This window comes from Pseudomonas sp. MWU13-2100, from assembly GCF_023242365.1.
In the GTDB taxonomy this organism is placed as follows: domain Bacteria; phylum Pseudomonadota; class Gammaproteobacteria; order Pseudomonadales; family Pseudomonadaceae; genus Aquipseudomonas.
Genome location: NZ_JALLIX010000033.1, coordinates 42,706 through 65,836 on the forward strand (window position 1 = coordinate 42,706; position 23,131 = coordinate 65,836).

Genomic DNA, 23,131 nt, shown 5'->3' on the forward strand with positions numbered 1-23,131 from the left:
TCACCGCGGCTTACGAATCGCCGGCAAGCCGGCGCCTACAAAAAGCACCGGAGCTTTCCCATGACGGCCCACGCCGACCTTTCGCCGACCCTGCAACTCGCTTGCGACCTGATCCGCCGCCCTTCCGTGACCCCGGTCGACGCCGACTGCCAGAAGCTGATGATGCAGCGCCTGGGCGATGCCGGTTTCAAGCTCGAGCCGATGCGTATCGAAGACGTCGACAACTTCTGGGCCACCCATGGCAAGCATGAAGGCCCGGTGCTGTGTTTCGCCGGTCACACCGACGTGGTGCCCACCGGTCCCGTGCAGGCTTGGCAGAATGATCCGTTCGATGCGCTGATCGACGAACACGGCATGCTTTGCGGGCGCGGCGCCGCCGACATGAAAGGCAGCCTGGCCGCGATGCTGGTGGCCGCCGAACGTTTTGTCGGCGACTACCCGGACCACCGTGGTTCGGTCGCGTTCCTGATCACCAGCGACGAAGAAGGCCCGGCCCACCACGGTACCAAGGCCGTGGTCGAGCGCCTCGCCGCCCGTAGCGAGCGCCTGGACTGGTGCATCGTCGGCGAACCATCGAGCACCACCCTGGTCGGTGACGTGGTGAAGAACGGCCGCCGTGGCTCCCTCGGCGCCCGGCTCACCGTGCGCGGCGTACAAGGTCATGTGGCCTACCCGCACCTGGCGAAAAACCCGATCCACCTGGCCGCCCCGGCCCTGGCCGAACTGGCCGCCGAGCACTGGGACGACGGCAATGCCTTCTTCCCGCCGACCAGCTTCCAGATCTCCAACCTCAACTCGGGGACCGGCGCGACCAATGTGATCGCTGGCGAACTGGTGGCGTTGTTCAACTTTCGTTTCTCCACCGAGTCCACGGTCGAAGGCCTGCAACAGCGGGTCGCGGCGATCCTCGACAAGCACGGCCTGGACTGGCAGGTGGAATGGGCACTGTCCGGCCTGCCGTTCCTGACTGAACCGGGCGCGCTGCTCGATGCGGTGTCGGCGAGCATCAAGACCATCACCGGGCGCGAGACCAAGGCCTCCACCAGCGGCGGCACCTCCGACGGGCGCTTTATCGCCACCCTCGGCACCCAGGTGGTCGAGCTGGGCCCGGTCAACGCGACCATCCACCAGGTCAACGAACGGGTCCTGGCCAGTGACCTCGACGTACTGACCGAAATCTACTACCAGACCCTGATCAAGTTGCTTGCCTGATGCTCATCTGCCCTCTCTGCAGTGCCCCCCTGAGCGCGGTCGACAACGGCGTGGCGTGTCCGCTCGGACATCGTTTCGACCGGGCGCGCCAGGGTTACCTGAACCTGTTGCCGGTCCAGCACAAGAACAGCCGTGACCCGGGCGATAACCTGGCCATGGTCGAAGCCCGGCGTGATTTCCTCAACGCCGGCCACTACGCACCGGTGGCCCACCGCCTGGCGCAACTGGCGGCCGAACGGGCACCGGGGCGCTGGGTCGATATCGGCTGTGGCGAGGGCTACTACACTGCGCAGTTGGCCGAGGCCCTGCCCGGGGCTGACGGCTATGCGCTGGATATTTCCCGCGAAGCGGTCAAACGCGCCTGTCGACGCAACCCGCAACTGACCTGGTTGATCGCCAGCATGGCGCGGGTGCCATTGGCCGACGCCAGCTGCCAGTTCATCGCCAGCGTATTCAGCCCCCTGGACTGGCAGGAAGCCAAACGCCTGCTGAGACCGGGTGGCGGTCTGATGAAAGTCGGACCGACCAGCGGGCATCTGATGGAACTGCGTGAGCGTCTGTACGATGAAGTGCGCGAATACACTGACGACAAGCATCTGGCCCTGGTGCCGGAAGGCATGGCGCTGCAACACAGCGAAGTGCTGGCATTCAAGCTGAGCCTGAGCAGCGCCCAGGACCGGGCGAACCTGCTGGCCATGACGCCCCACGGCTGGCGCGCCAGCGCCGAGCGCCGGGCCCAGGTCATCGAACAGCCGGAGCCGTTCGAGGTCAGCGTGTCGATGCGCTACGATTACTTCGTTTTGCAATAACCCCACTTTTCATGGCCTTGGACACGGGTTCAAGGCCGGCAAAATCCGCGAATGGATTTTTCGAACAACCGCAGCGAGGATTTCCATGCGCCAGCCCGATATCGAGATTTACCTCAAGGACGACGACGTCGATCACAAGGCCGTTGCCGCCTGGCTCGGCGCCGCGCTGGGCCCTTGCAGCGACTGGGTCCAGAAAGGCCAGACCTGGAAGTGCCGGGCCGGCAGTGTGCCGGTAACCTGGCTGCCCAAGGCCGTGGGCAAATGGAACAGCCTGTACCTGGAAAGCGACCAGACCCCGTGGGACGATGACATCGCCTGTGCCCGCGCCGCCTTTGCCGCGCTGCATGTGGAAGTGCGTTGTGCCCCGGGCAGCTGGGTCGAGGAAGAAGGCGAGGAGACGGCCGATCGCTGGATCCGCATCAGTGCCGATGGCGAAGAAGAGATCACCTGGCGTACCGCCTGATGCTGATTGCGGGCACGGAGTCTGTGTGCCGAGCGTGCCCCTGTGGCGAGCGGGCTTGCCCGCGCTCGGCTGCGAAGCAGTCGTAAATCGGCTGACGCAGTACACCTGAAAGTTCGCGTCAGCCGGTTTGGGGGCTGCTTCGCAGCCCAGCGCGGGCAAGCCCGCTCGCCACAACGGGCCCCTCAACAGCATCACACCGGCGGTTAGAGCCCAACCACATCCTCGGCCTGCAGGCCTTTCTGACCTTCCACCACCGCGTATTCCACCTGCTGCCCTTCCGCCAGGGAGCGGTGGCCTTCGCCACGAATCGCGCGGTAGTGCACAAACACATCCGCGCCGTCTTCGCGCTGGATAAAGCCGTAGCCCTTGGCATCGTTGAACCACTTCACATTGCCTGTCTCGCGAGTTGCCATGAATCCGTACTCCGTCTTGTTATTGTGGGGAGAGGCCCGGCTCGACGGGCCTTGCCTGCAGCGTCGCCAGAACGCCGTGCTATGCGGATGAATCCTACCGTTCATGGCGAACGTCCGAGTATAAGACAGGTCAAAAAACTCTCAATCAATATTAGTTCGCCGCGTTTTTGCCGATTTTGGGGGAATACGGCACACTAGCCGCCCCGAGCAAACGCTCGGTTCAATCCATTTGCCTGCAGAAGCCGTATGACCCGCTCCCCGTTCCGCCGTCTCGTGTTTGGTACCTTGCGCCGCCTTCTGTACCTCTGGGTGCGCTCGGAGACGATCAACCAGTCGGCGCTGACCCTCGACTTCGACCGCAGCCGGCCAGTGTTCTACGTCCTGCAATCGCCCTCGCTGACCGACCTGGCGGTGGTCGACCACGAGTGCACCAAGGCCGGCCTGCCGCGCCCGGTGCTGCCGGTGTCGGTCGGTTCGCTCATGGAGCCGGCGGCGTTCTTCTACCTGACCCCCGAGCCCGATTGGCTGGGCCGCCAGGACAAGCGCGGCGCGCCACCGACCCTGACCCGCCTGGTCAGCGCCCTGACGCAAAACCCCGCCGAAGACGCCCTGATCATCCCGGTCAGCGTGTTCTGGGGACAGTCGCCAGATAGCGAATCGAGCCCCTGGAAACTCTTGTTCGCCGACAGCTGGGCGGTCACCGGTCGCCTGCGGCGCCTGATGAGCATCCTGATTCTCGGGCGCAAGACCCGCGTGCAGTTCTCCGCGCCGATCCACCTGCGCGGCCTGATCGAACACAACAAGGGCCATGAACGCACTGTGCGCATGGCCCAACGCATCCTGCGGGTGCATCTGCGCAACCTCAAGGCCGCGGTGATCGGCCCGGACATCTCCCACCGGCGCAACCTGGTCAAGGGCCTGATCAACGAGCCGATGGTGCGCCAGGCCGTCCTCGAGGAAGCCCAGCGCGAGAACATCTCCGTGGAGAAAGCCCAGGCCCAGGCCCTGCGCTACGGCAACGAGATCGCCTCGGACTACACCTACACCGCGATCCGCTTCCTCGAAGTGGTGCTGAGCTGGTTCTGGAACAAGATCTACGACGGCATCAAGGTCAACCATATCGAAGGCGTACAGGCCGTGGCCCAGGGTCATGAAGTCATCTACGTCCCCTGCCACCGCAGCCATATCGACTACCTGCTGCTGTCCTACCTGCTGTTTCGCAACGGCCTGACCCCACCGCACATCGCTGCCGGGATCAACCTGAACATGCCGGTGATCGGCAGCCTGCTGCGGCGCGGCGGCGCGTTCTTCATGCGCCGCACCTTCAAGGGCAACCCGCTCTACACCTCGGTGTTCAACGAGTACTTGCACACCCTGTTCACCAAGGGGTTTCCGGTGGAGTACTTCGTCGAAGGCGGCCGTTCGCGCACCGGGCGCATGCTGCGGCCCAAGACCGGCATGCTGGCGATCACCCTGCGCAGCTTCCTGCGCTCCTCGCGCATGCCGATCGTCTTCATCCCCGTGTATATCGGCTACGAGCGGGTGCTGGAAGGTCGCACCTACCTGGGCGAACTGCGCGGCGCGAGCAAGAAGAAAGAATCGATTTTCGACATCTTCAAGGTCATTGGCGCACTCAAGCAGCGCTTCGGTCAGGTCGCGGTCAACTTCGGCGAGCCGATCAAGCTGGCCGAGTTCCTCGACCAGGAACAACCGGACTGGCGCGCCCAGGAACTGGGGCCGCAGTTCCGCCCGGCCTGGCTCAATGAGACGACCAATCGCCTCGGCGAGCGCGTGGCCCGGCACCTGAACGAAGCCGCGGCGATCAATCCGGTGAACCTGGTGGCCCTGGCGTTGCTTTCGACCACCCGCCTGGCCCTCGACGACCGCGCCATGGCCCGGGTCCTCGACCTCTACCTGGCGCTGTTGCGCCGTGTGCCGTACTCGCCGCACACCACCCTGCCGGAAGGCGATGGTCGCGCGCTGATCCAGCATGTCAAGGACATGGACCTGCTGGCCGAGCAAAGCGACGCCCTGGGCAAGATCCTCTACCTGGACGAACAGAACGCCGTCCTGATGACCTATTACCGCAACAACGTGCTGCACATCTTCGCCCTGCCTTCATTGCTGGCGAGCTTCTTCCAGAGCGCCACGCGCATGAGCCGTGAACAGATCCTGCGCTATAGCCGCGCGCTCTATCCGTACCTGCAGGCGGAGCTGTTCATCCGCTGGTCGCTCGACGAGCTGGACGCGGTGATCGACCAATGGCTGGCAGCCTTTGTCGAACAGGGCCTGCTGCGCCTGGAAAACAATGTCTACCTGCGCCCGGCACCGAGTTCTCGGCACTTCGTGCTGTTGACCCTGCTGTCGCGGAGCATCGCCCAGACCCTGCAGCGCTTCTACATGGCTATCTCGCTGCTGCTCAACAGCGGCCAGCACAGCATCAGCGCCGAGGAGCTGGAAGACCTGTGTACGGTCATGGCCCAGCGCCTGTCGATTCTGCATGGCCTGAATGCCCCGGAATTTTTCGACAAGAGCCTGTTCCGCCACTTTATCCAGACCCTGCTCGACCTCGATGTCCTGCGCCGCGACGCGGCCGGCAAGCTGGGCTATCACGAACTGCTCGGCGAGCTGGCCGAGGGCGCGGCCAAACGGGTACTACCGGCGGAAATCCGCCTGTCGATTCGTCAGGTCGCGCTGCATCGTAGCGAGGATGCCGCCGAACAGAGCCCTGTGTCGGGTCCTGATGTGGGATAAAGCGAACCACCCACGTCAGGCCATTCGGTAAAGCAGCAAGGATGTTTCTCCACCGGTTTTCAAGCACAAAGGCCCGTGTAGACTCAATCTTGCGTTGCCTTTGACGCGTTCGATAAGGACATCGAGATGACCGCAAAAAACGTCGTGACCGCTGTTTTCCACTTTCCCGCGGACTACAGGATCCCGGCCAAGGCCGAAACCCGCATCACCCTGCGCAACCGCTGCAACGACACCCTGCTGGGGACCTGGACCAGCGCGCAACTGCCCGACCAGTCGCCCTGGCGCTTTACCTTCGAGCTGCCGGCGGACCTCAAGCGTAACTGCAAGGTCGAGATCGACATCGACCTGAGCGTTGCCGGCGCTTCGCTACTACCGGACATCAAGTACAGCTTCCGCTGGCGCCGGGACAACCAGGAAGAAACCTTTCACCTGAGCCCACCGGGGTATTTGTACCTCAGCGCGGCGTTGGTACCGATGATTGGCACTCAGGACAACACCCTGGCCACCTTGAGGCTGGTCGCGCAGACCGAGCCGGGTATTCCGGTGCATGTCCTCAGCGAAGAGATCACCTTCTTCAAGGGATCGATCCCGCGCTACCTGCGCTACGACGTGAACAAGGTCAAGCCGGGGCAGACCTACGAGACCCAGGGCACCTTCGGCAGCCGGCGCAAGTTCACCATGAAGCCCATTCCGCGCACTGTCGTATTGCTGAAAGAGAAACCGCAAAGCCTTATCCTCAGTGCCTGAGTAGCGTGGCGCCTTTCAAACACTGGCGTTTGTCGATAAATCCGTTAGCTTCTTACAGGCTGGCGCCAGGATTCTTCTGGCGCCACGAACCTGTGAGATCCACCGTTATTCGATCAGTGCTCGCATCGAACCCGACGGCCAGTTACTGTTTATCGACACCTGACATCAAGGCGTTCAATTGAACGGCCAGGATCCACAACTCTTGCGCATCCGTGTCGACGCGGTGCGCTGATTTCCTTAACCGACCCAACAAGGAACTTCCATGCTCCGTCCCTCCCTTCGTCTGGCCGGCCTCTGCGCGGGCCTGCTGATTTCCGTCAATGCCCTGGCCTTGTCCCTCGGCAGTCTTACCCAGGGCGAAGCGTCCGGCGGCCTCAAGGACGCCCTGGCCCAGGGCGCCGTCGCCGCCGTGACCAACCTCGGCAAACCGGGTGGTTTCAGCAATAACCCTGACGTGAAGATCGAACTGCCGGGCAAGCTGGGCAAGGTCGCCAGCAAAATGAAGCAGTTCGGCATGGGTGCTCAGGTCGATCAGTTGGAAACCAGCATGAACAAGGCGGCGGAAGCGGCCATGCCGCAAGCCCAGGCCCTGCTGGTGGACGCGGTGAAGAAGATGACCGTGACCGATGCCAAGGGCATCCTCACCGGGGGCAAGGACTCGGCCACCCAGTATCTGGACAAGACCAGCCGCGAACAGATCCGCGCCAAGTTCCTGCCGATCATCAAGCAGGCCACCGACCAGGTGGGCCTGGCCAAGCAATACAACTCGTTCGCCGGGCAGGCGGCGACCCTCGGCGTACTCGATGCCAAGAGTGCCAACATTGAAGGCTACGTGACGGAAAAGGCCCTGGACGGCCTGTTCAAGATGATCGCGCAGAAGGAAGAAGACATCCGCGCCAACCCGGCGGCGGCGGCCACGAGCCTGGCGAAGAAGGTGTTTGGCGCGCTTTGATGCAACACACTCTAGAAGCTGGTTGGTTCACTTGAGCCCGAGCGCCACCCTGTGCAAGCCAGTTGGCTCACTTGAGCCCGAGCTCCACCTTGTGCAAGCCAGTTGGCTCACTTGAGCCCGAGCTCCACCTTGTGCAAGCCAGTTGGCTCACTTGAGCCCGAGCTCGACCCTGTGGGAGCGGAGCTTGCCCGCGAAGGCGGCAGTGAGGCCGCTAAAAGCTTCGCGGGCAAGCTCCGCTCCCACAAGTTATCCTGCACGCTTTATGGCGCTGTCTTCTTCACCCTGAACCACCCCGCATACAACGCCGGCAGGAACAGCAGGGTCAAGGCCGTCGCCACGATCAACCCCCCCATGATCGCCACCGCCATCGGTCCGTAGAACACGCTGCGAGACAGCGGGATCATCGCCAGCACCGCCGCCAGCGCGGTCAGCACGATAGGGCGGAAACGCCGCACCGTCGCCTCGATGATCGCCTGCCATTGCGACATGCCCGCCCGGATATCCTGCTCGATCTGGTCCACCAGGATCACCGAGTTGCGCATGATCATCCCCGACAGGGCGATGGTCCCGAGCATCGCGACAAACCCGAACGGCTGGCGGAACACCAGCAGGAACAGGGTCACCCCGATCAGGCCCAGCGGCGCGGTGAGGAACACCAGCGCCACTCGCGAGAAGCTGCGCAGTTGCAACATCAACAAGGTCAGCACCACCACTATGAACAGCGGCACGCCGGCATTCACCGAGGCCTGGCCGCGCTCCGAATCCTCCACGGTACCGCCAACCTCCAGCAGGTAACCGTCCGGCAACTCGGCGCGAATCGGGTCCAGGGTCGGCATGATCTGCTTGACCAGGCTCAGCGGCTGCTCCTGGCCGTAGATATCGGCACGGACGGTCACGTTCGGCAAGCGGTTGCGGTGCCAGATAATGCCCTCCTCGAAACCGTACTCCAGGGTCGCGATCTGCGACAGCGCCACGCTGGTGCCGTTGTCCGTCGGTATCGCCAGGCTCGGCAGCGCCGATAACTGGCTGCGCTCCTGAGCAGTGCCGCGCATGAGGATTTCGATCAACTCGTTGTCCTCGCGGTACTGGCTGACACTCGAACCGGTCAGCGTCAGTTGCAGGAAGCGCGACAGGTTCGCGGTACTCACCCCCAACGCCCGGGCCCGGTCCTGATCAACGTTCAGGTACACCACCTTGCTCGGTTCCTCCCAGTCCAGGTGCACGTTGGTCACATGCGGGTTCTCGCGGACCTTGGCCGCCACCTTGCGCGCCAGGGCACGGACCACCTCGATATGCTCGCCGGTCACCCGGAACTGCACCGGATAGCCCACGGGCGGCCCGTTCTCCAGGCGCGTGACCCGCGCCCGGACATCGGCGAACTGCTCGTCGAGGACCTTGATCAGCCAGCTGCGCAGCACTTCCCGATCCTCGATGCTCTTGGCCAGCACGACGAACTGGGCAAAACTGGTGGCCGGCAGTTGCTGGTCCAGGGGTAGGTAGAAACGCGGCGAACCGGTGCCGACATAGGCCACATAGTTGTCGATGCCGGGGTGATCCTTGAGCAGAGCTTCCAGACGCGATACCTGCTCGGTGGTGCTGTTCAGGGAGGCACCTTCGGCCAGCTTGAGGTCGACCATCAGCTCCAGTCGCCCGGAGGCCGGGAAGAACTGCTGCGGCACAAAGCGGAACAGCAGCACCGAGCCGATAAACAGGGCGATGGTCAGCACGATCACGGTTTTACGCCGACGCACGCACCACTCCACCGTGCGCCTGACACGCTGGTAGAACGGTGTACCATAGGGGTCCGGTTGCTCGCCACCGTGCTTGGCGGCGTGGATCTTGGCCAGGTCCGGCAGCAGTTTTTCACCCAGGTAAGGTACAAACATCACAGCGGCAATCCAGGACGCCAGCAGCGCCAGGGTCACCACCTGGAAAATCGAACGGGTGTACTCACCCGTGCCCGACTGCGCGGTAGCAATCGGCAGGAAGCCGGCGGCGGTGATCAGGGTCCCGGTGAGCATCGGGAACGCCGTGCTGGTCCAGGCAAAACTCGCCGCCTTCAAGCGGTCAAAGCCCTGTTCCATCTTGATCGCCATCATCTCCACGGCAATGATCGCATCGTCCACCAGCAAGCCGAGGGCCAGCACCAACGCACCGAGGGAAATTTTGTGCAAGCCGATGCCCAGGTAATACATGGCGGCAAAAGTCATCGCCAGCACCAGCGGAATCGCCAGTGCCACCACCATCCCGGTGCGCACGCCCAGGGAGAAGAAGCTCACCAGCAAGACGATGACCAGGGCTTCCACCAACACCTGGACGAACTCGCCGACGCCGGTCTTCACCGCGGCCGGCTGGTCGGAGACCTTGCTCAGCTTCATGCCCGCCGGCAGGTTTTTCTGGATACGCGCGAACTCGACTTCCAGTGCCTTGCCCAGCACCAGGATATCGCCACCGTCGTTCATCGCCACCGCCAGGCCGATCGCATCTTCGCCCATGAAACGCATGCGCGGCGCCGGTGGGTCATTGAAGCCGCGATGCACATCGGCGACATCGCTGATCCGGAAGGTGCGGTCACCGACGCGAATCGGGAAGTTCCTGATCTCGTCGACCGTCTTGAAGTTACCGCTGACGCGCAATTGCACGCGCTCGGTCGGGGTCTCGAAGAAGCCGGCGGTGGACACCGCATTCTGCTCTTGCAGGGCCTGTTGCACGGCGGTCAGCGGCAGCCCAAGGGTCGCCAGCTTGACGTTCGACAGTTCGATCCAGACCTTTTCATCCTGCAGACCGAGCAGGTCGACCTTGCCCACGTCCTTGACCCGCTGCAACTGGATCTGGATGCGGTCGGCGTAATCCTTGAGCACGGCGTAATCGAAGCCTTCGCCGGTCAGGGCGTAGATATTGCCGAAGGTGGTGCCGAACTCATCGTTGAAAAACGGTCCCTGGATATCCGGCGGCAAGGTCTGGCGGATATCGCCGATCTTCTTCCGGACCTGGTACCAGAGGTCGGGAATCTCCGAGGAGTGCATCGAGTCCCGGGCCATGAAGGTCACCTGGGACTCCCCCGGCCGGGAGAAGGACACGATCCGTTCGTACTCGCCGGTCTCCATCAGCTTCTTTTCGATGCGTTCGGTGACTTGCCGCGAGACTTCCTGGGCCGTAGCCCCCGGCCAGTTGGTCTTGATGACCATGGCCTTGAAGGTGAACGGAGGGTCTTCGCTCTGCCCCAGCTTGGTGTAGGACAAGGCTCCGACCACTGCAAGCAGGATCATCAGGAACAGTACGATCTGGCGATTACGCAACGCCCACTCGGAAAGATTGAAACCCATCGGGGACTACTCCTTGGCCGCCAGATTGACCACGCGGTTGGAGCGATCCACCGGGCGAACCAGTTCGCCGTCATGCAGCACGTGCACACCGGCCGCCACCACCCAATCGCTGGCCGTCAGGCCTTCGAACACCGGAACGGTCTTTTCGCCAAAGGCGCCGACCCGCACCGGGGTGCGCTTGAGGGTGTTGTCCGGCTGGACCCGCCAGACATAGGTCGCACCGTTTTCCGCGGTCAGCGCCGACAGCGGCACCGACAATGGCACCACGCCGGCGGCCTGGATAAACACCCGGGCACTCTGGCCCAGCTCAGCCGGCACCTTGCCAGCGCTGAAGGCGATACGGGCGGCGAAGGTCCGCGACTTCGGATCGGCGGCCGGCGACAACTCACGGATACGCCCGTTGAACCGTTGGTCCGGCTGCGACCAGAGCTCCACGGCGACATCCTGGCCTATCTTGAAACGCCCGAAGGCCTGCTCCGGGAAACTGATCAGCACTTCACGCTCGCCATCGGCGGCCAGAGTGAAGACCGTCTGGCCGGCGGCGACCACCTGGCCGACTTCCACCAGGCGCTTGGCTACCACGCCGTCCTGGGGGGCGCGCAATACGGCATAACCGGCCTGGTTGCTGGACACGTCAAACTCGGCCTTGATCTGCTTGAGCCGGGCTTCGCCGGAGCGAAAGAGGTTTTCCGCGTTGTCGTACTGCGAACGGCTGACCATCTGCCGGTCGAGCAAGGTCTTGTAGCGATCGCGCTCGGAGCGCACCAGGTTGAGGTTGGCCTCGGCGGCCGCGACCTGGGCACGGGTCGCCTCCAGTTGCAGGCGGACATCCTGTGGGTCGAGCTCCGCCAGCGGCTGGTTGGCCTTGACCCGCTCACCCTCCTCCACCAGTCGTCGGCTGACCTTGCCCGCGATGCGGAAGGCCAGGTCGGGCTCGAAACGCGCACGGACTTCGCCGGGGTAGCTGTCCATGGCTTGAGCCGAAGGTTGTGGCTGGACCACCATGGCAGGGCGTACGCTGACCTGGGCCGACTCTTCATGACCACAACCGACCAGGAAAAGGGCTAGACTGACGGGCAACGCAAGGGGCAGGACATAGCGGAACATGGTATGGGACCTTTCGCTAATAGTGCTCAGAATATTTACACTTGCCAGTATGGTATTAATACCAAACTGACCAGTCCAGTATTAAGTAAGAAAATGTCCGACAATCTTTCAGTGCCCAGCGGCCCCGGCCGCCCCAAGGACCTGGCAAAACGCCAGGCCATCCTGCAAGCGGCGAAAGATCTGTTCCTGAGTCATGGATACGCCAGCACCAGCATGGACGCAGTCGCTGCAGCAGCAGGTGTTTCAAAGCTCACGGTGTACAGCCACTTCAACGACAAGGAGACCCTGTTCTCCGCTGCCGTGGTGGCCAAATGTGCAGAACAGCTGCCCGAACTGTTCTTCGCCCTGCCCGAAGGCGTGCCGGTGGACAGCGTGCTGCTGAACATCGCCCGGGGCTTTCATCAGTTGATCAACAGTGACGAGTCGGTGAACCTGCATCGGCTGATCATGACCCTGGGCAGCCAGGACCCGAAGCTCTCGCAGATCTTCTTCGAGGCCGGGCCCCAGCGCATGCTCACGGAGATGGAGCGGTTGCTAAGTCGGATCGACCAGAGCGGTGCCCTGGCGATCGACAGGCCGCACAAAGCCGCCGAGCACTTTTTCTGCCTGCTCAAGGGCGCGGCGAACTTCCGCCTGCTCTACGGCTGCGGCGAGCCGCTGAGCGAGGCCGAGGGCGAAGCCCATGTGCGCGAGGTGGTGGGCTTGTTCATGCGCGCCTACAGGCCCTGAGAGCCCATCGGCCTCAGGGCTTCAGGGCTTTCTTCGGATAGATGTCGTAGCGACTCGACTTGCCGTCCAGGCCATGGCTCGGTTTCGGCCCATCGATGCACGGCGCCTTGCGCGGGCGCTTGACCACCACCCGATGGGTCGCCAGGGCCAGTGCCGCCGCCAGCAACGCCGGCGCATCCGGGTCATCACCCACCAACGGGCGGAACAGGCGCATTTCCTTCTTCACCAGGGCGGTTTTCTCGCGGTGAGGAAACATCGGGTCAAGGTAGATCACCTGGGGCGCTTCCCCCTCCCAATTGCGCATCACCTCGATCGAATTGCCCTTGAGCAGGCGCATGCGCGAGACGATCGGCGCCACGTCGAAATCCTCCAGCCCACGGGCCAGGCCGTCTTCGAGCAAGGCGCCGATCAGCGGCTGGCGCTCGATCAGGCTCATCTCGCAGCCCAGGCTCGCCAGCACGAACGCATCCTTGCCCAGGCCCGCCGTGGCATCCAGCACCCGCGGCCGGACGCCCGGCTGGATGCCCACGGCCTTGGCGATCATCTGCCCGCTGCCGCCGCCATACAGACGTCGATGCGCCGCGCCGCCTTCGACAAAGTCCACCCGAACCGGTCCAGGCGCCTCCGGCCCCAGTTGCTGCAACTGCAAGCCCTGCTCCGACACCTGCAAAGCGAACTCCGCTTCGGGTTCCCGCAACGGCAAACCGAGGCGTTCGGCCCACGCTTCGGCCCGGGATTGCAACCCTTCGGCCAGGGCCTCGACTCTGATACGAACCGGCGCTTGCTGCTCACTCATGAAAAACACGCTCAAAAATTCAATGATCGGCAAAAGCTGCCGATAAAAACATTATCCAGCATTTTGCCAGACCTGAGCGTCACTCGAGAGCCATGTCAGACATTCGCAATACATCCATAGGTTATCTGTCGCCCACGGGCGATTATGGCCTGCGCAACTCCCAGGCACTGAGCGGTGTCAGTCACCTGTGGCAAGATTTCTTTGCCCGGGCGCTGGCCGAACAGGTCGGGGATACGCGGGGTGACAAGAATGTCCAGGCACAACTGCCGGTCGATGGCCCGGTAGAACCTACCGCCGGCGCCGAGTTGCTGGCGCACATCGTCGACCAACGCCAGTGCAATGTGCAGGAAAACCCGGTCCGCCCACCCGAGCCGCTGTTCCTGCCGATTGCCGAATTCGATCTGGACCTGCTGAAACGGCCCGTGCCCTATCCACCGGAAGAAGTCGTCGCCCAGCAGAAGCAGCAGGATTTCGAAAGCGGCTGGGTCCGTCCTATCGTCCTCAACGCCGGCCAGCCGCTGCCCACCCCGGGGCCTGCGCCGCAACCGCGTCCGCTGCACCTGCCGATTGCCGAGTTCGAACTGGATCTGCTGGAGCCGCACGTGCCGTTCGACGAAGCCACCCTGGCCAAGCAGCAGAAAGCCATGGACTACGACCTGAACTGGGCCCGTCCGCTGGTGGCACAGAATCTGCGCCTCGCGGCCTGAGCCTGAAGCCGGTCGAGACTCGATTGCCCGCGAGACCTTTGACTATCTCAAGGGCCCCTTCGCGAGCAAGCTCTGCTCCCACAGTACAGGGTCGCGGCCAGTGTTGTGCTCGAGCGCAAAGCGCCCTAGCCCTTGAACATCTGATTGATCCGCGCAAAGGGCATCGCCTGATCCAGCGCGGTAAATGTCCCCTGCCCACGAATTTCCTCGGCCGCCCGATAAAACGCGCCATAGGCCGCGCGGGCCAGCGCCGACCCGACACTGATACGCTTGACGCCCAGCTCGCCCAACTCGCTCACCGATAGATTGACCCCGCCCGACATCAATACATTCACCGGCTTGGGGGCCACGGCCTTGACCACCGCCAGGATTTCCTCTGGGGTGCGCAGGCCAGGCGCATACAACACATCGGCGCCGGCCTCGGCGAAAGCCTGCAAACGGCGAATCGTATCCGCCAGATCCAGGCGCCCATGCAACAGGTTCTCCGCCCGCGCCGTGAGCATGAAGGGGAAGGACAGGCTGCGGGCTGCGGCAACCGCCGCTTCGACCCGTTCGACCGCCTGGGTGAAGCCGTAGATGGGGTCGTCGGCATGGCCGCTGGCGTCTTCGATCGAGCCACCCACCAAACCGACTTCGGCCGCCCGCAGAATCGCCTCGGCACAGCCGGCGGGACTGTGGGCAAAACCATTTTCCAGATCCGCCGCCACCGGCAGCGTCGTGGCCAGGACAATGCCCCGCGCGTTTTCCAGCGTATCGCTCAGCGAGTTGGCCCCCTCCGCATCCGGACGCCCAAGGGAAAACGCCAAGCCGGCGCTGGTGGTGGCCAACGCCTCGAACCCCAGCGCGGCGAGCATTTTTGCCGAGCCGGCATCCCAGGGATTGGCAATCACGAAGGCTCCGGCACGCTCGTGCAGGGCCTTGAAGGCGTGGGCTCGAAAGGTTTGCGTATCCATGGGTCGACTCCCGGCAAAGAGTGAGTGACACCGTCAGAGCAAGCCGAGTTGCTCCACGGCGGGCCCTCTGTATAGCTCAGGCAGCGCCGGCAAGCCAGGCAGACGCGCCATCAGCCGGGCATGGAAGCGTTGTGCCAGTGCCGGGGCGAGACGGTTGTCGGAGGTGTGCAGAAACACATAGGGCGTGCGCCCCTCCTCGATCCAGCCGGCAACCTTTTCGACCCAGGGTGTCAGGAACGGCTCATTCGCCTCCAGCTCCGGGTGCCCGATAAAACGCACCTGCGGGAACAGCGTGAACGCCGCCGGCCGGGGTGGCACCTTGGGCTTTTTCGACTGGGCGTGCAGCACCGAGGGGTCGCTGGAGGTGCAACTGAACAGCGCCCGCGGATCGAGGCAGATCCGTTCGACACCCCGGTCCAGCAACAGGCGATTGAGCATCCGTTCGGCGTCGCCCTTGGCGAAGAAATCGCGATGACGGACTTCAATCGCCAACGGGCGCTCCAGTGCGTCGATGAACCCGGCCAGTTCGGCCAGGCGCTGCGGCGCAAAACTGGCCGGTAATTGCAGCCATAGTGGCGCCACCCGCAGGCCCAGAGGCCTGAGCAGTTGCAGGAAGTCTTCGGCGGCCTGGGCCTGGTCACGCAGGTCGCCACCGTGGCTGATATCCCGGGGAAACTTGGCGGTGAAGCGAAAGTGTCCGGGCAGGGTCTGCGCCCAGCGTTCCACCGTGGCGGGCGCGGGCCGTGCGTAGAAGGTGGTGTTGCCTTCGACGGCGTTGAACACCCGGGCGTACAGGTCGAGAAAGTCGCTGGTGCGCGCGGTGGGCGGGTACAGGTACTCGCGCCAGGCGCTTTCGCTCCAGGAAGGGCAACCGAGGTAGTAAGGCAGCAAGACAGGATCAGTCATCGACCCGATTAAATCAGATATGCAGGTCGAGCCCCAACACTTCCATGTCCCACTCGACGAAACCGGCAGTGGTCAGGTAGCTGGCCAGGGCATTGGCGACGCTTTTGCTCATGGCGCGATGGAAGATCATGTCCTGCGGGCGGGCCGGCAGATTGGCCAGGCGGCTACCGGCCGCTTCGGCGCGGGCGGCCACCTCGGAGAGGTCCTCGCTATCGCCCTCCGAGACATCGGCCTCGTCGTCGAGCACGACGCTGCCTTTGCGCGGTTTGCGCCTGATCGGGTAGGACTGTGAGGAAACGCCGTCTATACGCATTGGGGTATGCTCGGTGTCGATGATGGCAATTTAGCAGCACGCACCGCACTTAGCTATTGCCCGAGTGATGACTGGACCACAGAACCTGGAAAAGGTTTTCACACCTCGAAACCTGAGTGGTGAAAACATGACGAACGGCACATTTTTGACCAATTCGGACAATTCGCCGAGCGATCAGCTTAACGTCCAGTTTAGCCTGAATTTTATAGGATGCCGCGCAACCTTGTGGGAGCCGGCTTGCCGGCGATGAGACCAATAAGCCTTGTACCGCCCCATAGGCCGCCATCGCCGGCAAGCCGGCTCCCACAACGACCTTGTACGGCCTTGCGGACTCAACGGGCCTTGGGCGTTGCCACTTTATCGCGCAGGTAGACGGGCTGGGCCTCGTCGGCCGGAATGGCTTCGCCGCGAGCCCAGGCAAAGCGCGCCAGGCTCAACAGGTCTTCGGCATGGGGCAGCAGGCTGGCATCCTGGCCGCTCAACGCGACCCGGATCCGCTCGCCATAACCCCAGCCCGTGCCGGCACCGAACCACTCGCCAGAGGCATCCTCCGGCAAGGCCGCCGCTTGCGGTGCCAGCACCGCCTCGACCCCGGCCAGGCGCATCTCCCCCGCTTCCTCGCGGTAGCAACCCCAATACACCTCATCCATCCGCGCATCGATGGCCGCGGCCACCTGGCGCACACCGTGCTCGCGAAAGGCCCGCTGCGCCAGCACCGCCAGGTTCGACACCGGCAGCACCGGACGCTCCAGGGCGAAGGCCAAGCCCTGAACCACACCGATGGCAATCCGCACTCCGGTAAAAGCCCCGGGACCACGGCCGAAGGCAATCGCATCGACGGCCGACAGGCCGATACCGGCATCCGCGAGCAACTGCTGGATCATCGGCAGGAGCTTTTGCGCGTGCAGGCGCGGAATCACCTCGTAGTGGCTCGTCACCTTGCCGTCATGCAGCAAGGCGACGGAGCAGGCTTCAGTCGCGGTGTCCAGGGCCAGCAAGGTGCTCATCGATGTATCCGTCAGGTCGAAAGGAAAAAAGTGCAACAGTATAAACAACAACAGCCCGCAAGCGGGCTGTTGTAGACGCAGCAACTACACCGATCAGCTCAGGGCTTCAAGCACCTTGCCCGTGATCGACTCCACCGAACCGACACCGGCGATATGGCTGTACTTCGGCTTGCCCTGGGCGGCCGAGAGCTTCTGGTAGAAATCCACCAGTGGCTTGGTCTGGGAATGGTAGACCGACAAGCGATGACGCACGGTTTCCTCAGTGTCGTCCTTGCGCTGGACCAGAGCGTCGCCGGTCAGGTCGTCCTTGCCATCGACTTTCGGCGGGTTGTAGACGGTGTGGTAGACGCGTCCGGAAGCCTCGTGCACACGACGGCCGGCGATGCGCTGGACGATTTCTTCGTCATCGACGGCGATCTCGACCACATGGTCCAGCTCGACGCCGGCTTCCACCAGGGCTTCAGCCTGGGGAATGGTGCGCGGGAAACCGTCGAACAGGAAACCCTTGGCACAGTCGGCCTGGGCGATACGATCCTTGACCAACGCGATGATCAGGTCGTCGGAGACCAGGCCGCCGGCGTCCATGATGCCCTTGGCCTTGAGGCCCAGCTCGGTGCCGGCCTTGACCGCGGCGCGCAGCATGTCGCCAGTGGAGATTTGCGGGATGCCGAATTTCTCGGTGATGAACTTAGCCTGAGTACCTTTACCGGCCCCGGGAGCTCCCAGCAGAATGACGCGCATCGATGTGCTCCTCAATTTTTTATTTAGAAACGCTCGGATTCGCCTCGTGGGGCCAATCTCAAAAATAGGATCATGGCCGCAAAACGGCCAAAGGCTGATCAAGATACACAGCCGACCGTACCCACACAAGCCGCCGAAAGTAGCAGCAACCCATGCCTGCACAAGCGGTGAAACCTGCTACGCCGGGTCGCCCCCCGACAATAAAGTGTCGCCACACAAAAACGACCGCCCCTGACTGGGCGGTCGTTTTTGTCCCATTACATATAGCAACCCTTCCTACACACCTTAGCCAGTATTGCGCAGTCCGGCGGCAATCCCCGCCACAGACACCAGCAAAGCCTGTTCCAGAGGGCTGTCCTGGGATGTTTCCTTGCGCCGCGAACGAGCCAGCAACTCGGCCTGCAAGCGATGCAGCGGGTCCAGGTAGGTGTTGCGCAAGCGAATGAATTCCAGGGTCTCGGGACTGTGGGCAAGCAGTTGCGACTGGCCGGTCAAACCCAGTACTACCGCGCACGCCTGCGACAATAGGTCGCGTAAGTGCACACCCAATGGCAGCAGTTCAGCGCCCACCAGGCGCTCGTCATAGGAGCGGGCGATATCGCTGTCGGCCTTGGCCAGGACCATTTCCAGCATGTCGATACGGGTGCGGAAAAACGGCCATTGCTCGCGCATCTGCGCCAACAGCGCGCCCTCGCCTCGCGCCAGGGCATTGCGCAGCGCCGCCTCCCAGCCGAGCCACGCCGGCAGCATCAGGCGCGTCTGGGTCCAGCCGAAAATCCACGGGATCGCCCGCAGGCTTTCAATCCCGCCGGCGCGACGCTTGGCCGGGCGGCTGCCCAGCGGCAGGCGCCCGAGTTCCTGTTCCGGGGTGGACTGGCGGAAGTACTCGACGAACTGCGGATTGTCGCGCACCTCGGCGCGGTAGGCGTTGACACCGTCCGCGGCCAATTCGTCCATCAACTTGCGCCAGGCCGGTTGCGGCGGCGGCGGTGGCAGCAGGGTGGCTTCGAGCACGGCGGCCAGATAGAGGTTGAGGTTCTGCTCGGCGATGTCCGGCAGGCCGAACTTGAAACGAATCATTTCGCCCTGCTCGGTGGTACGGAAACGCCCCGCCACCGAACCCGGCGGCTGCGACAGGATGGCCGCATGGGCCGGACCGCCGCCACGGCCGACCGTGCCGCCGCGACCATGGAACAGCAGCAGTTCGACCTGCTGCTCGCGGCAGATCTCCACCAGCCGTTCCTGGGCCCGATATTGCGCCCAGGCCGCCGCCGTGGTGCCGGCGTCCTTGGCCGAATCAGAGTAGCCGATCATCACTTCCTGCGGACCTTGCAGGCGCGCGCGATAGCCGGGTAGCAGCAACAGCCGCTCCATCACCGGACCGGCGTTATCCAGGTCGGCCAGGGTTTCGAACAACGGCACCACACGCATCGGCCGCAGTACCCCGGACTCCTTGAGGAGCAACTGCACCGCCAGCACATCGGAGGCCGCACCGGCCATGGAGATCACATAGGAACCGAGGGACGCTGCCGGTGCCGCGGCGATTTCCCGGCAGGTCGCCAGCACTTCGGCGGTGTCCGCGGAGGGCTTGAACCAGGCCGGCAGCAGCGGGCGACGATTGGCCAGCTCGCGCATCAGGAAAGTCAGGCGATCTTCTTCCTTCCAGTCTTCGTAACGTCCCAGCCCCAGATAGTCGGTGATCTCGGTCATGGCGGCGGCGTGACGGGAGGAGTCCTGGCGCACATCCAGGCGTACCAGGAACAGGCCGAAGGTCACCGCCCGGCGCAGGCAATCGAGCAACGGGCCATCGGCAATCACCCCCATGCCGCACTCGTGCAGGGACTGGTAGCACAGTTGCAGCGGCTCCAACAGCTCTCGGTTGTTCTGCAGCACCTCATCCGACGTCGGTTGCGTCGTGGCGAGGGATGCCTGGGCCCAGTTACGGGTCGCTCGCAGCCGCTCACGCAATTGCTTGAGCACGGCGCGATAGGGTTCGGCACTCTCGCCGGCACGGGCGCGCAGAGCCTCGCTGGCCTGCTGCATCGACAACTCGGCGGCCAGATAATCGACATCGCGCAGATAGAGGTCCGCCGCCATCCAGCGGGCCAGCAGCAGCACTTCACGGGTAACCGTGGCCGTGACATTCGGGTTGCCATCGCGGTCGCCGCCCATCCAGGAGGCGAAACGAATCGGCGCGGCTTCCAGGGGCAGGTGCAGGCCGGTGGCGGCGAACAGCGCCTGGTCGGCACGCCGCAGGTAGTGGGGAATGGCCTGCCAGAGGGAATGCTCGATCACCGCGAAGCCCCACTTGGCCTCGTCCACCGGCGTCGGCCGGGTGCGGCGGATTTCCTCGGTGTGCCAGGCTTCGGCGATCAGACGCTGCAAGCGCTGGCGGATCTGCTCGCGCTCGGCGCTGGTGAGGTCACGGTGGTCCTGCAGGGCCAATTGCGCGGCAATGGCATCGTATTTCTGGATAAGGGTCCGCCGCGCCACCTCGGTGGGGTGCGCGGTGAGCACCAGTTCGATCTCCAGGCGGCCCAGTTGCCGGGCCAGGGATTCGGCGCCGTGGCCTTCGGCGAGCAGCCGCGCCAGCAACTCCGGCAGCACCCGCGCCTCGAAGGGCGCCGGCTGCGACTCGTCGCGGCGGTGAATCAACTGGTACTGCTCGGCGATATTGGCCAGGTTGAGGAACTGGTTGAAGGCCCGGGCCACCGGCAGCAACTCGTCGTCGCCGAGGCTGTCCAGGCTGGCACTGAGTTCGGCATTCACCGAACCGCTGCGGTCGGCCTTGGCGCCCTTGCGGATACGCTCGATCTTGTCGAGGAATTCGTCACCATGCTGATCACGAATGGTATTGCCCAGCAGTTCACCTAACAGGTGGACGTCTTCACGCAAACGGACATCAATATCGGACATCGACAGACTCTCCAGGGGACGCTGAGATGGCTCACAGGCTCAAGAGTGCACCACGGCGGCGAATGCTTACAAGTCGGCCGAATAATTGATGCCCGGCAAAAATACGTGCTGAACCTCGTGACCTGGAGCTAGTCTGATACATAGGTCCCACGAGGGCCTTATCGCCGGTACAGGCCGGTCACTCATCAATACCCGCGATCAACGGGGGCGAATTGAGGTCGATATGAAAATCCGCGAGCTTGCCCAGCATTGGGAAGAAAACGCCAAGGGTCGCTTGACCGACACCGGCTATGTCATTCATCTGGATGTGGAAGCTGCGGCGCGACTGGCGGCAGTGATCGACATGTACCCCAAACGGCACCCGGAGGAACTGCTCGGCGAGTTGATCGGCGCGGCGCTGGAGGAACTGGAAGCCAGTTTTCCCTACATCCAGGGCTCACAGGTGGTGGCCACCGACGAAGAAGGTGATCCGCTGTATGAAGATGTCGGGCCGACGCCGCGCTTCCTCTCGTTGTCGCGACGACATCTGCATGACCTGGCGTCCCAGGACAAACCGAAACACTAGATCCTGACACAACGCCCTGCCGACACTGCCCTCACAACGTCAGTCAACGCGGTCAGTGCAGGAGCCGGCTTGCCGGTGATGAGGCCCGCAAGCCTTGCATCAACTTAGCGGACGCCATCGCCGGCCAGCCGGCTCCCAAAGGTTTCGTCGCGTGTCCGAAAGACCGTTCGCCCACCGCCCCCCCGCCCTTCGATACCCCCGCACACCGCGAAAGTTCAGACTTTTTGCCCTGACCACTCAGTCAGTATTTATTCCGGCGATGGGCCACTTTTCCTGAACTATTCAAAAAAGCCGTGAGTCACAACCAGTAACCATCACCGGAGCAGTTGCAGTGAAAACGCAACCGGTCCATCTGCTGGACACGGCGCCAAAGGCTCCCGGAACCGTGATGGACGATGTCGTTATTCAGGAGCTATCCAATGGAGTTGAAGATCATGAAGACCCACACTGTCCAATCCTCGCTAACCCCCCTGCGCGGGCTGAAACTGGCCGCGCTGGCACTCGGCGGCAGCTTGCTCCTGGCCGGTTGCGCCGGTAACCCGCCAACCGAGCAGTACGCCGTGACCCAATCGGCGGTCAACAGCGCCGTCAGTGCCGGCGGTACCGAATACGCCGCCGTGGAAATGAAGTCGGCCCAGGACAAGCTCAAACAAGCTGAAATGGCCATGCACGACAAAAAGTATGACGAAGCCCGCCGCCTGTCCGAACAGGCCGAATGGGATGCCCGCGTCGCCGAACGCAAGGCCCAGGCCGCCAAGGCCGAGCTGGCCGTGAAGGATTCACAGAAAGGTGTTCAGGAATTGCGCCAGGAGAGCCAACGCTCCGCGCAACCGGTGCAGTAAGCACTGGCAGGCTCAGCGCCTGCACTCCCTGAAGCTTGAACCCCATAAAGGATGAGAACCATGATGCGTAAACAATTGATGATCCCCGCCCTCCTGGCCCTCAGCGTCGGCCTGGCCGCCTGCTCGTCGCAGCCCAACAGCAACCTGGAGCAGGCTCGTACCAACTTCTCCGGGCTGCAAGCCGACCCGCAGGCGAGCAAGGTCGCGGCCCTGGAAACCAAGGACGCCAGTGACTACCTGGACAAGGCCGACAAGGCCTACCAGAACCGTGAAAAGGTCGAGACCGTCGACCAACTGGCTTATCTGACCAACCAGCGGGTTGAAGTGGCGAAGCAGACCATCGCCCTGCGCACCGCCGAAGCCAATCTGAAAAACGCCGCCGCCCAGCGTGCCCAGGCCCGCTTGGATGCCCGTGACCAGCAGATCAAGCAGTTACAGGAAAGCCTGAACGCCAAGCAGACCGAGCGTGGCACCCTGGTGACCTTCGGTGACGTGCTGTTCGCCACCAACAAGGCCGACCTGAAGTCCTCCGGCCTGGTCAACATCAACAAACTGGCACAGTTCCTCCAGGAGAGCCCTGACCGCAAGGTGATCATCGAGGGCTACACCGACAGCACCGGAACCTCGGGTTACAACCAGAGCCTTTCGGAACGTCGCGCGACTTCGGTGCAAGTGGCACTGATCAAGATGGGCGTGGACCCGTCGCGTATCGTGACCCAGGGTTATGGCCAGGAGTATCCGGTGGCGGATAATAACAGCGTTTCCGGGCGCGCCATGAACCGTCGCGTGGAAGTGACCATTTCCAACGACAACCAGCCCGTGGCACCGCGTTCGTCCATCAGCAGCAATAACTGATCGGACAAAAAAAACCGC

Annotated in this window: 21 protein-coding genes; 11 read left to right on the top strand and 10 right to left on the bottom strand. The window is 63.3% G+C overall.

Annotated elements, in window-relative coordinates; genetic code table 11:
* Positions 1–60 precede the first annotated feature (60 nt).
* The 3 genes from dapE (at position 61) to M5B99_RS21100 (ending at position 2,484) form a co-directional block, all read left to right on the top strand.
* On the top strand, positions 61–1,212 hold the full coding sequence (gene dapE, locus M5B99_RS21090; RefSeq protein WP_248805840.1) for a succinyl-diaminopimelate desuccinylase: 1,152 nt from the start codon (positions 61–63) through the stop codon (positions 1,210–1,212).
* On the top strand, positions 1,212–2,021 hold the full coding sequence (locus M5B99_RS21095; protein ID WP_248805841.1) for a putative RNA methyltransferase: 810 nt from the start codon (positions 1,212–1,214) through the stop codon (positions 2,019–2,021). The genes dapE and M5B99_RS21095 overlap by 1 nt, the downstream gene beginning before the upstream one ends.
* An 85-nt stretch (positions 2,022–2,106) precedes the next feature.
* Positions 2,107–2,484, top strand: a complete 378-nt coding sequence (locus tag M5B99_RS21100) for a hypothetical protein (protein ID WP_248805842.1) — start codon at positions 2,107–2,109, stop codon at positions 2,482–2,484.
* Between the two features lie 203 nt (positions 2,485–2,687).
* On the opposite strand, the gene M5B99_RS21105 is transcribed toward M5B99_RS21100, so the two are convergent.
* On the bottom strand, positions 2,688–2,897 hold the full coding sequence (locus tag M5B99_RS21105) for a cold shock domain-containing protein (RefSeq protein ID WP_017127105.1): 210 nt from the start codon (positions 2,895–2,897) through the stop codon (positions 2,688–2,690).
* A 246-nt stretch (positions 2,898–3,143) separates the two neighbouring features.
* On the opposite strand from M5B99_RS21105, the gene plsB reads away from it, so the two are divergent.
* The 3 genes from plsB to M5B99_RS21120 all read left to right on the top strand — a co-directional run bounded on the left by plsB (position 3,144) and on the right by M5B99_RS21120 (position 7,350).
* On the top strand, positions 3,144–5,651 hold the full coding sequence (gene plsB / locus M5B99_RS21110; protein ID WP_248805843.1) for a glycerol-3-phosphate 1-O-acyltransferase PlsB: 2,508 nt from the start codon (positions 3,144–3,146) through the stop codon (positions 5,649–5,651).
* 126 nt (positions 5,652–5,777) lie between these two features.
* Positions 5,778–6,398 (top strand): hypothetical protein, encoded by a 621-nt coding sequence (locus M5B99_RS21115; protein ID WP_248805844.1) that lies wholly within the window; start codon positions 5,778–5,780, stop codon positions 6,396–6,398.
* Positions 6,399–6,660: 262 nt separating this feature from the next.
* The gene (locus tag M5B99_RS21120) at positions 6,661–7,350 is read left to right on the top strand and encodes a DUF4197 domain-containing protein (protein WP_248805845.1); all 690 of its coding nucleotides are present in this window, start codon (positions 6,661–6,663) and stop codon (positions 7,348–7,350) included.
* A 260-nt stretch (positions 7,351–7,610) separates the two neighbouring features.
* Here M5B99_RS21120 and M5B99_RS21125 read toward each other — a convergent pair whose 3' ends face one another.
* Both M5B99_RS21125 and M5B99_RS21130 read right to left on the bottom strand, forming a co-directional pair.
* Positions 7,611–10,676, bottom strand: a complete 3,066-nt coding sequence (locus tag M5B99_RS21125) for an efflux RND transporter permease subunit (RefSeq protein WP_248805846.1) — start codon at positions 10,674–10,676, stop codon at positions 7,611–7,613.
* 6 nt (positions 10,677–10,682) lie between these two features.
* Positions 10,683–11,783 carry an efflux RND transporter periplasmic adaptor subunit gene (locus M5B99_RS21130; protein WP_248805847.1) on the bottom strand — a complete coding sequence of 367 codons (1,101 nt, stop codon included), beginning with the start codon at positions 11,781–11,783 and terminating at the stop codon, positions 10,683–10,685.
* A 93-nt stretch (positions 11,784–11,876) separates the two neighbouring features.
* Here M5B99_RS21130 and M5B99_RS21135 point away from each other — a divergent pair, with 93 nt between their 5' ends.
* Entirely contained in the window at positions 11,877–12,512 is a 636-nt protein-coding gene (locus M5B99_RS21135) for a TetR/AcrR family transcriptional regulator (RefSeq protein WP_248805848.1), read from the top strand.
* Between the two features lie 13 nt (positions 12,513–12,525).
* Here the strand turns inward: M5B99_RS21135 and M5B99_RS21140 are convergent, their stop codons facing one another.
* Complete coding sequence (locus M5B99_RS21140) at positions 12,526–13,308, bottom strand: class I SAM-dependent methyltransferase (RefSeq protein ID WP_248805849.1); 783 nt, start codon at positions 13,306–13,308, stop codon at positions 12,526–12,528.
* 92 nt (positions 13,309–13,400) lie between these two features.
* Between M5B99_RS21140 and M5B99_RS21145 the strand changes: the two genes are divergently transcribed.
* Positions 13,401–14,015, top strand: coding sequence for an energy transducer TonB (locus M5B99_RS21145; protein ID WP_248805850.1), 615 nt, complete (start codon positions 13,401–13,403; stop codon positions 14,013–14,015).
* A 125-nt stretch (positions 14,016–14,140) separates the two neighbouring features.
* On the opposite strand, the gene M5B99_RS21150 is transcribed toward M5B99_RS21145, so the two are convergent.
* From M5B99_RS21150 to ppc, 6 genes are all read right to left on the bottom strand, one after another.
* On the bottom strand, positions 14,141–14,968 hold the full coding sequence (locus M5B99_RS21150) for an isocitrate lyase/PEP mutase family protein (RefSeq protein WP_248805851.1): 828 nt from the start codon (positions 14,966–14,968) through the stop codon (positions 14,141–14,143).
* Between the two features lie 33 nt (positions 14,969–15,001).
* Positions 15,002–15,874 (bottom strand): DUF72 domain-containing protein, encoded by an 873-nt coding sequence (locus tag M5B99_RS21155; protein WP_248805852.1) that lies wholly within the window; start codon positions 15,872–15,874, stop codon positions 15,002–15,004.
* Between the two features lie 13 nt (positions 15,875–15,887).
* Entirely contained in the window at positions 15,888–16,187 is a 300-nt protein-coding gene (locus M5B99_RS21160; protein ID WP_248805853.1) for a hypothetical protein, read from the bottom strand.
* 332 nt (positions 16,188–16,519) lie between these two features.
* Positions 16,520–17,194: a tRNA (adenosine(37)-N6)-threonylcarbamoyltransferase complex dimerization subunit type 1 TsaB gene (gene tsaB, locus M5B99_RS21165; protein WP_248805854.1), complete on the bottom strand. Its 675-nt coding sequence runs from the start codon at positions 17,192–17,194 to the stop codon at positions 16,520–16,522.
* A gap of 93 nt (positions 17,195–17,287) precedes the next feature.
* Positions 17,288–17,935 carry an adenylate kinase gene (gene adk / locus M5B99_RS21170; RefSeq protein ID WP_248805855.1) on the bottom strand — a complete coding sequence of 216 codons (648 nt, stop codon included), beginning with the start codon at positions 17,933–17,935 and terminating at the stop codon, positions 17,288–17,290.
* 285 nt (positions 17,936–18,220) lie between these two features.
* Complete coding sequence (ppc, locus tag M5B99_RS21175; protein ID WP_248805856.1) at positions 18,221–20,851, bottom strand: phosphoenolpyruvate carboxylase; 2,631 nt, start codon at positions 20,849–20,851, stop codon at positions 18,221–18,223.
* 223 nt (positions 20,852–21,074) lie between these two features.
* On the opposite strand from ppc, the gene M5B99_RS21180 reads away from it, so the two are divergent.
* The 3 genes from M5B99_RS21180 (at position 21,075) to M5B99_RS21190 (ending at position 23,113) form a co-directional block, all read left to right on the top strand.
* Positions 21,075–21,416 (top strand): pilin assembly protein, encoded by a 342-nt coding sequence (locus M5B99_RS21180; protein ID WP_248805857.1) that lies wholly within the window; start codon positions 21,075–21,077, stop codon positions 21,414–21,416.
* Positions 21,417–21,835: 419 nt separating this feature from the next.
* Positions 21,836–22,258, top strand: a complete 423-nt coding sequence (locus M5B99_RS21185) for a DUF4398 domain-containing protein (protein WP_248805858.1) — start codon at positions 21,836–21,838, stop codon at positions 22,256–22,258.
* Between the two features lie 63 nt (positions 22,259–22,321).
* Positions 22,322–23,113 carry an OmpA family protein gene (locus tag M5B99_RS21190; protein ID WP_248805865.1) on the top strand — a complete coding sequence of 264 codons (792 nt, stop codon included), beginning with the start codon at positions 22,322–22,324 and terminating at the stop codon, positions 23,111–23,113.
* Positions 23,114–23,131: the final 18 nt, after the last annotated feature.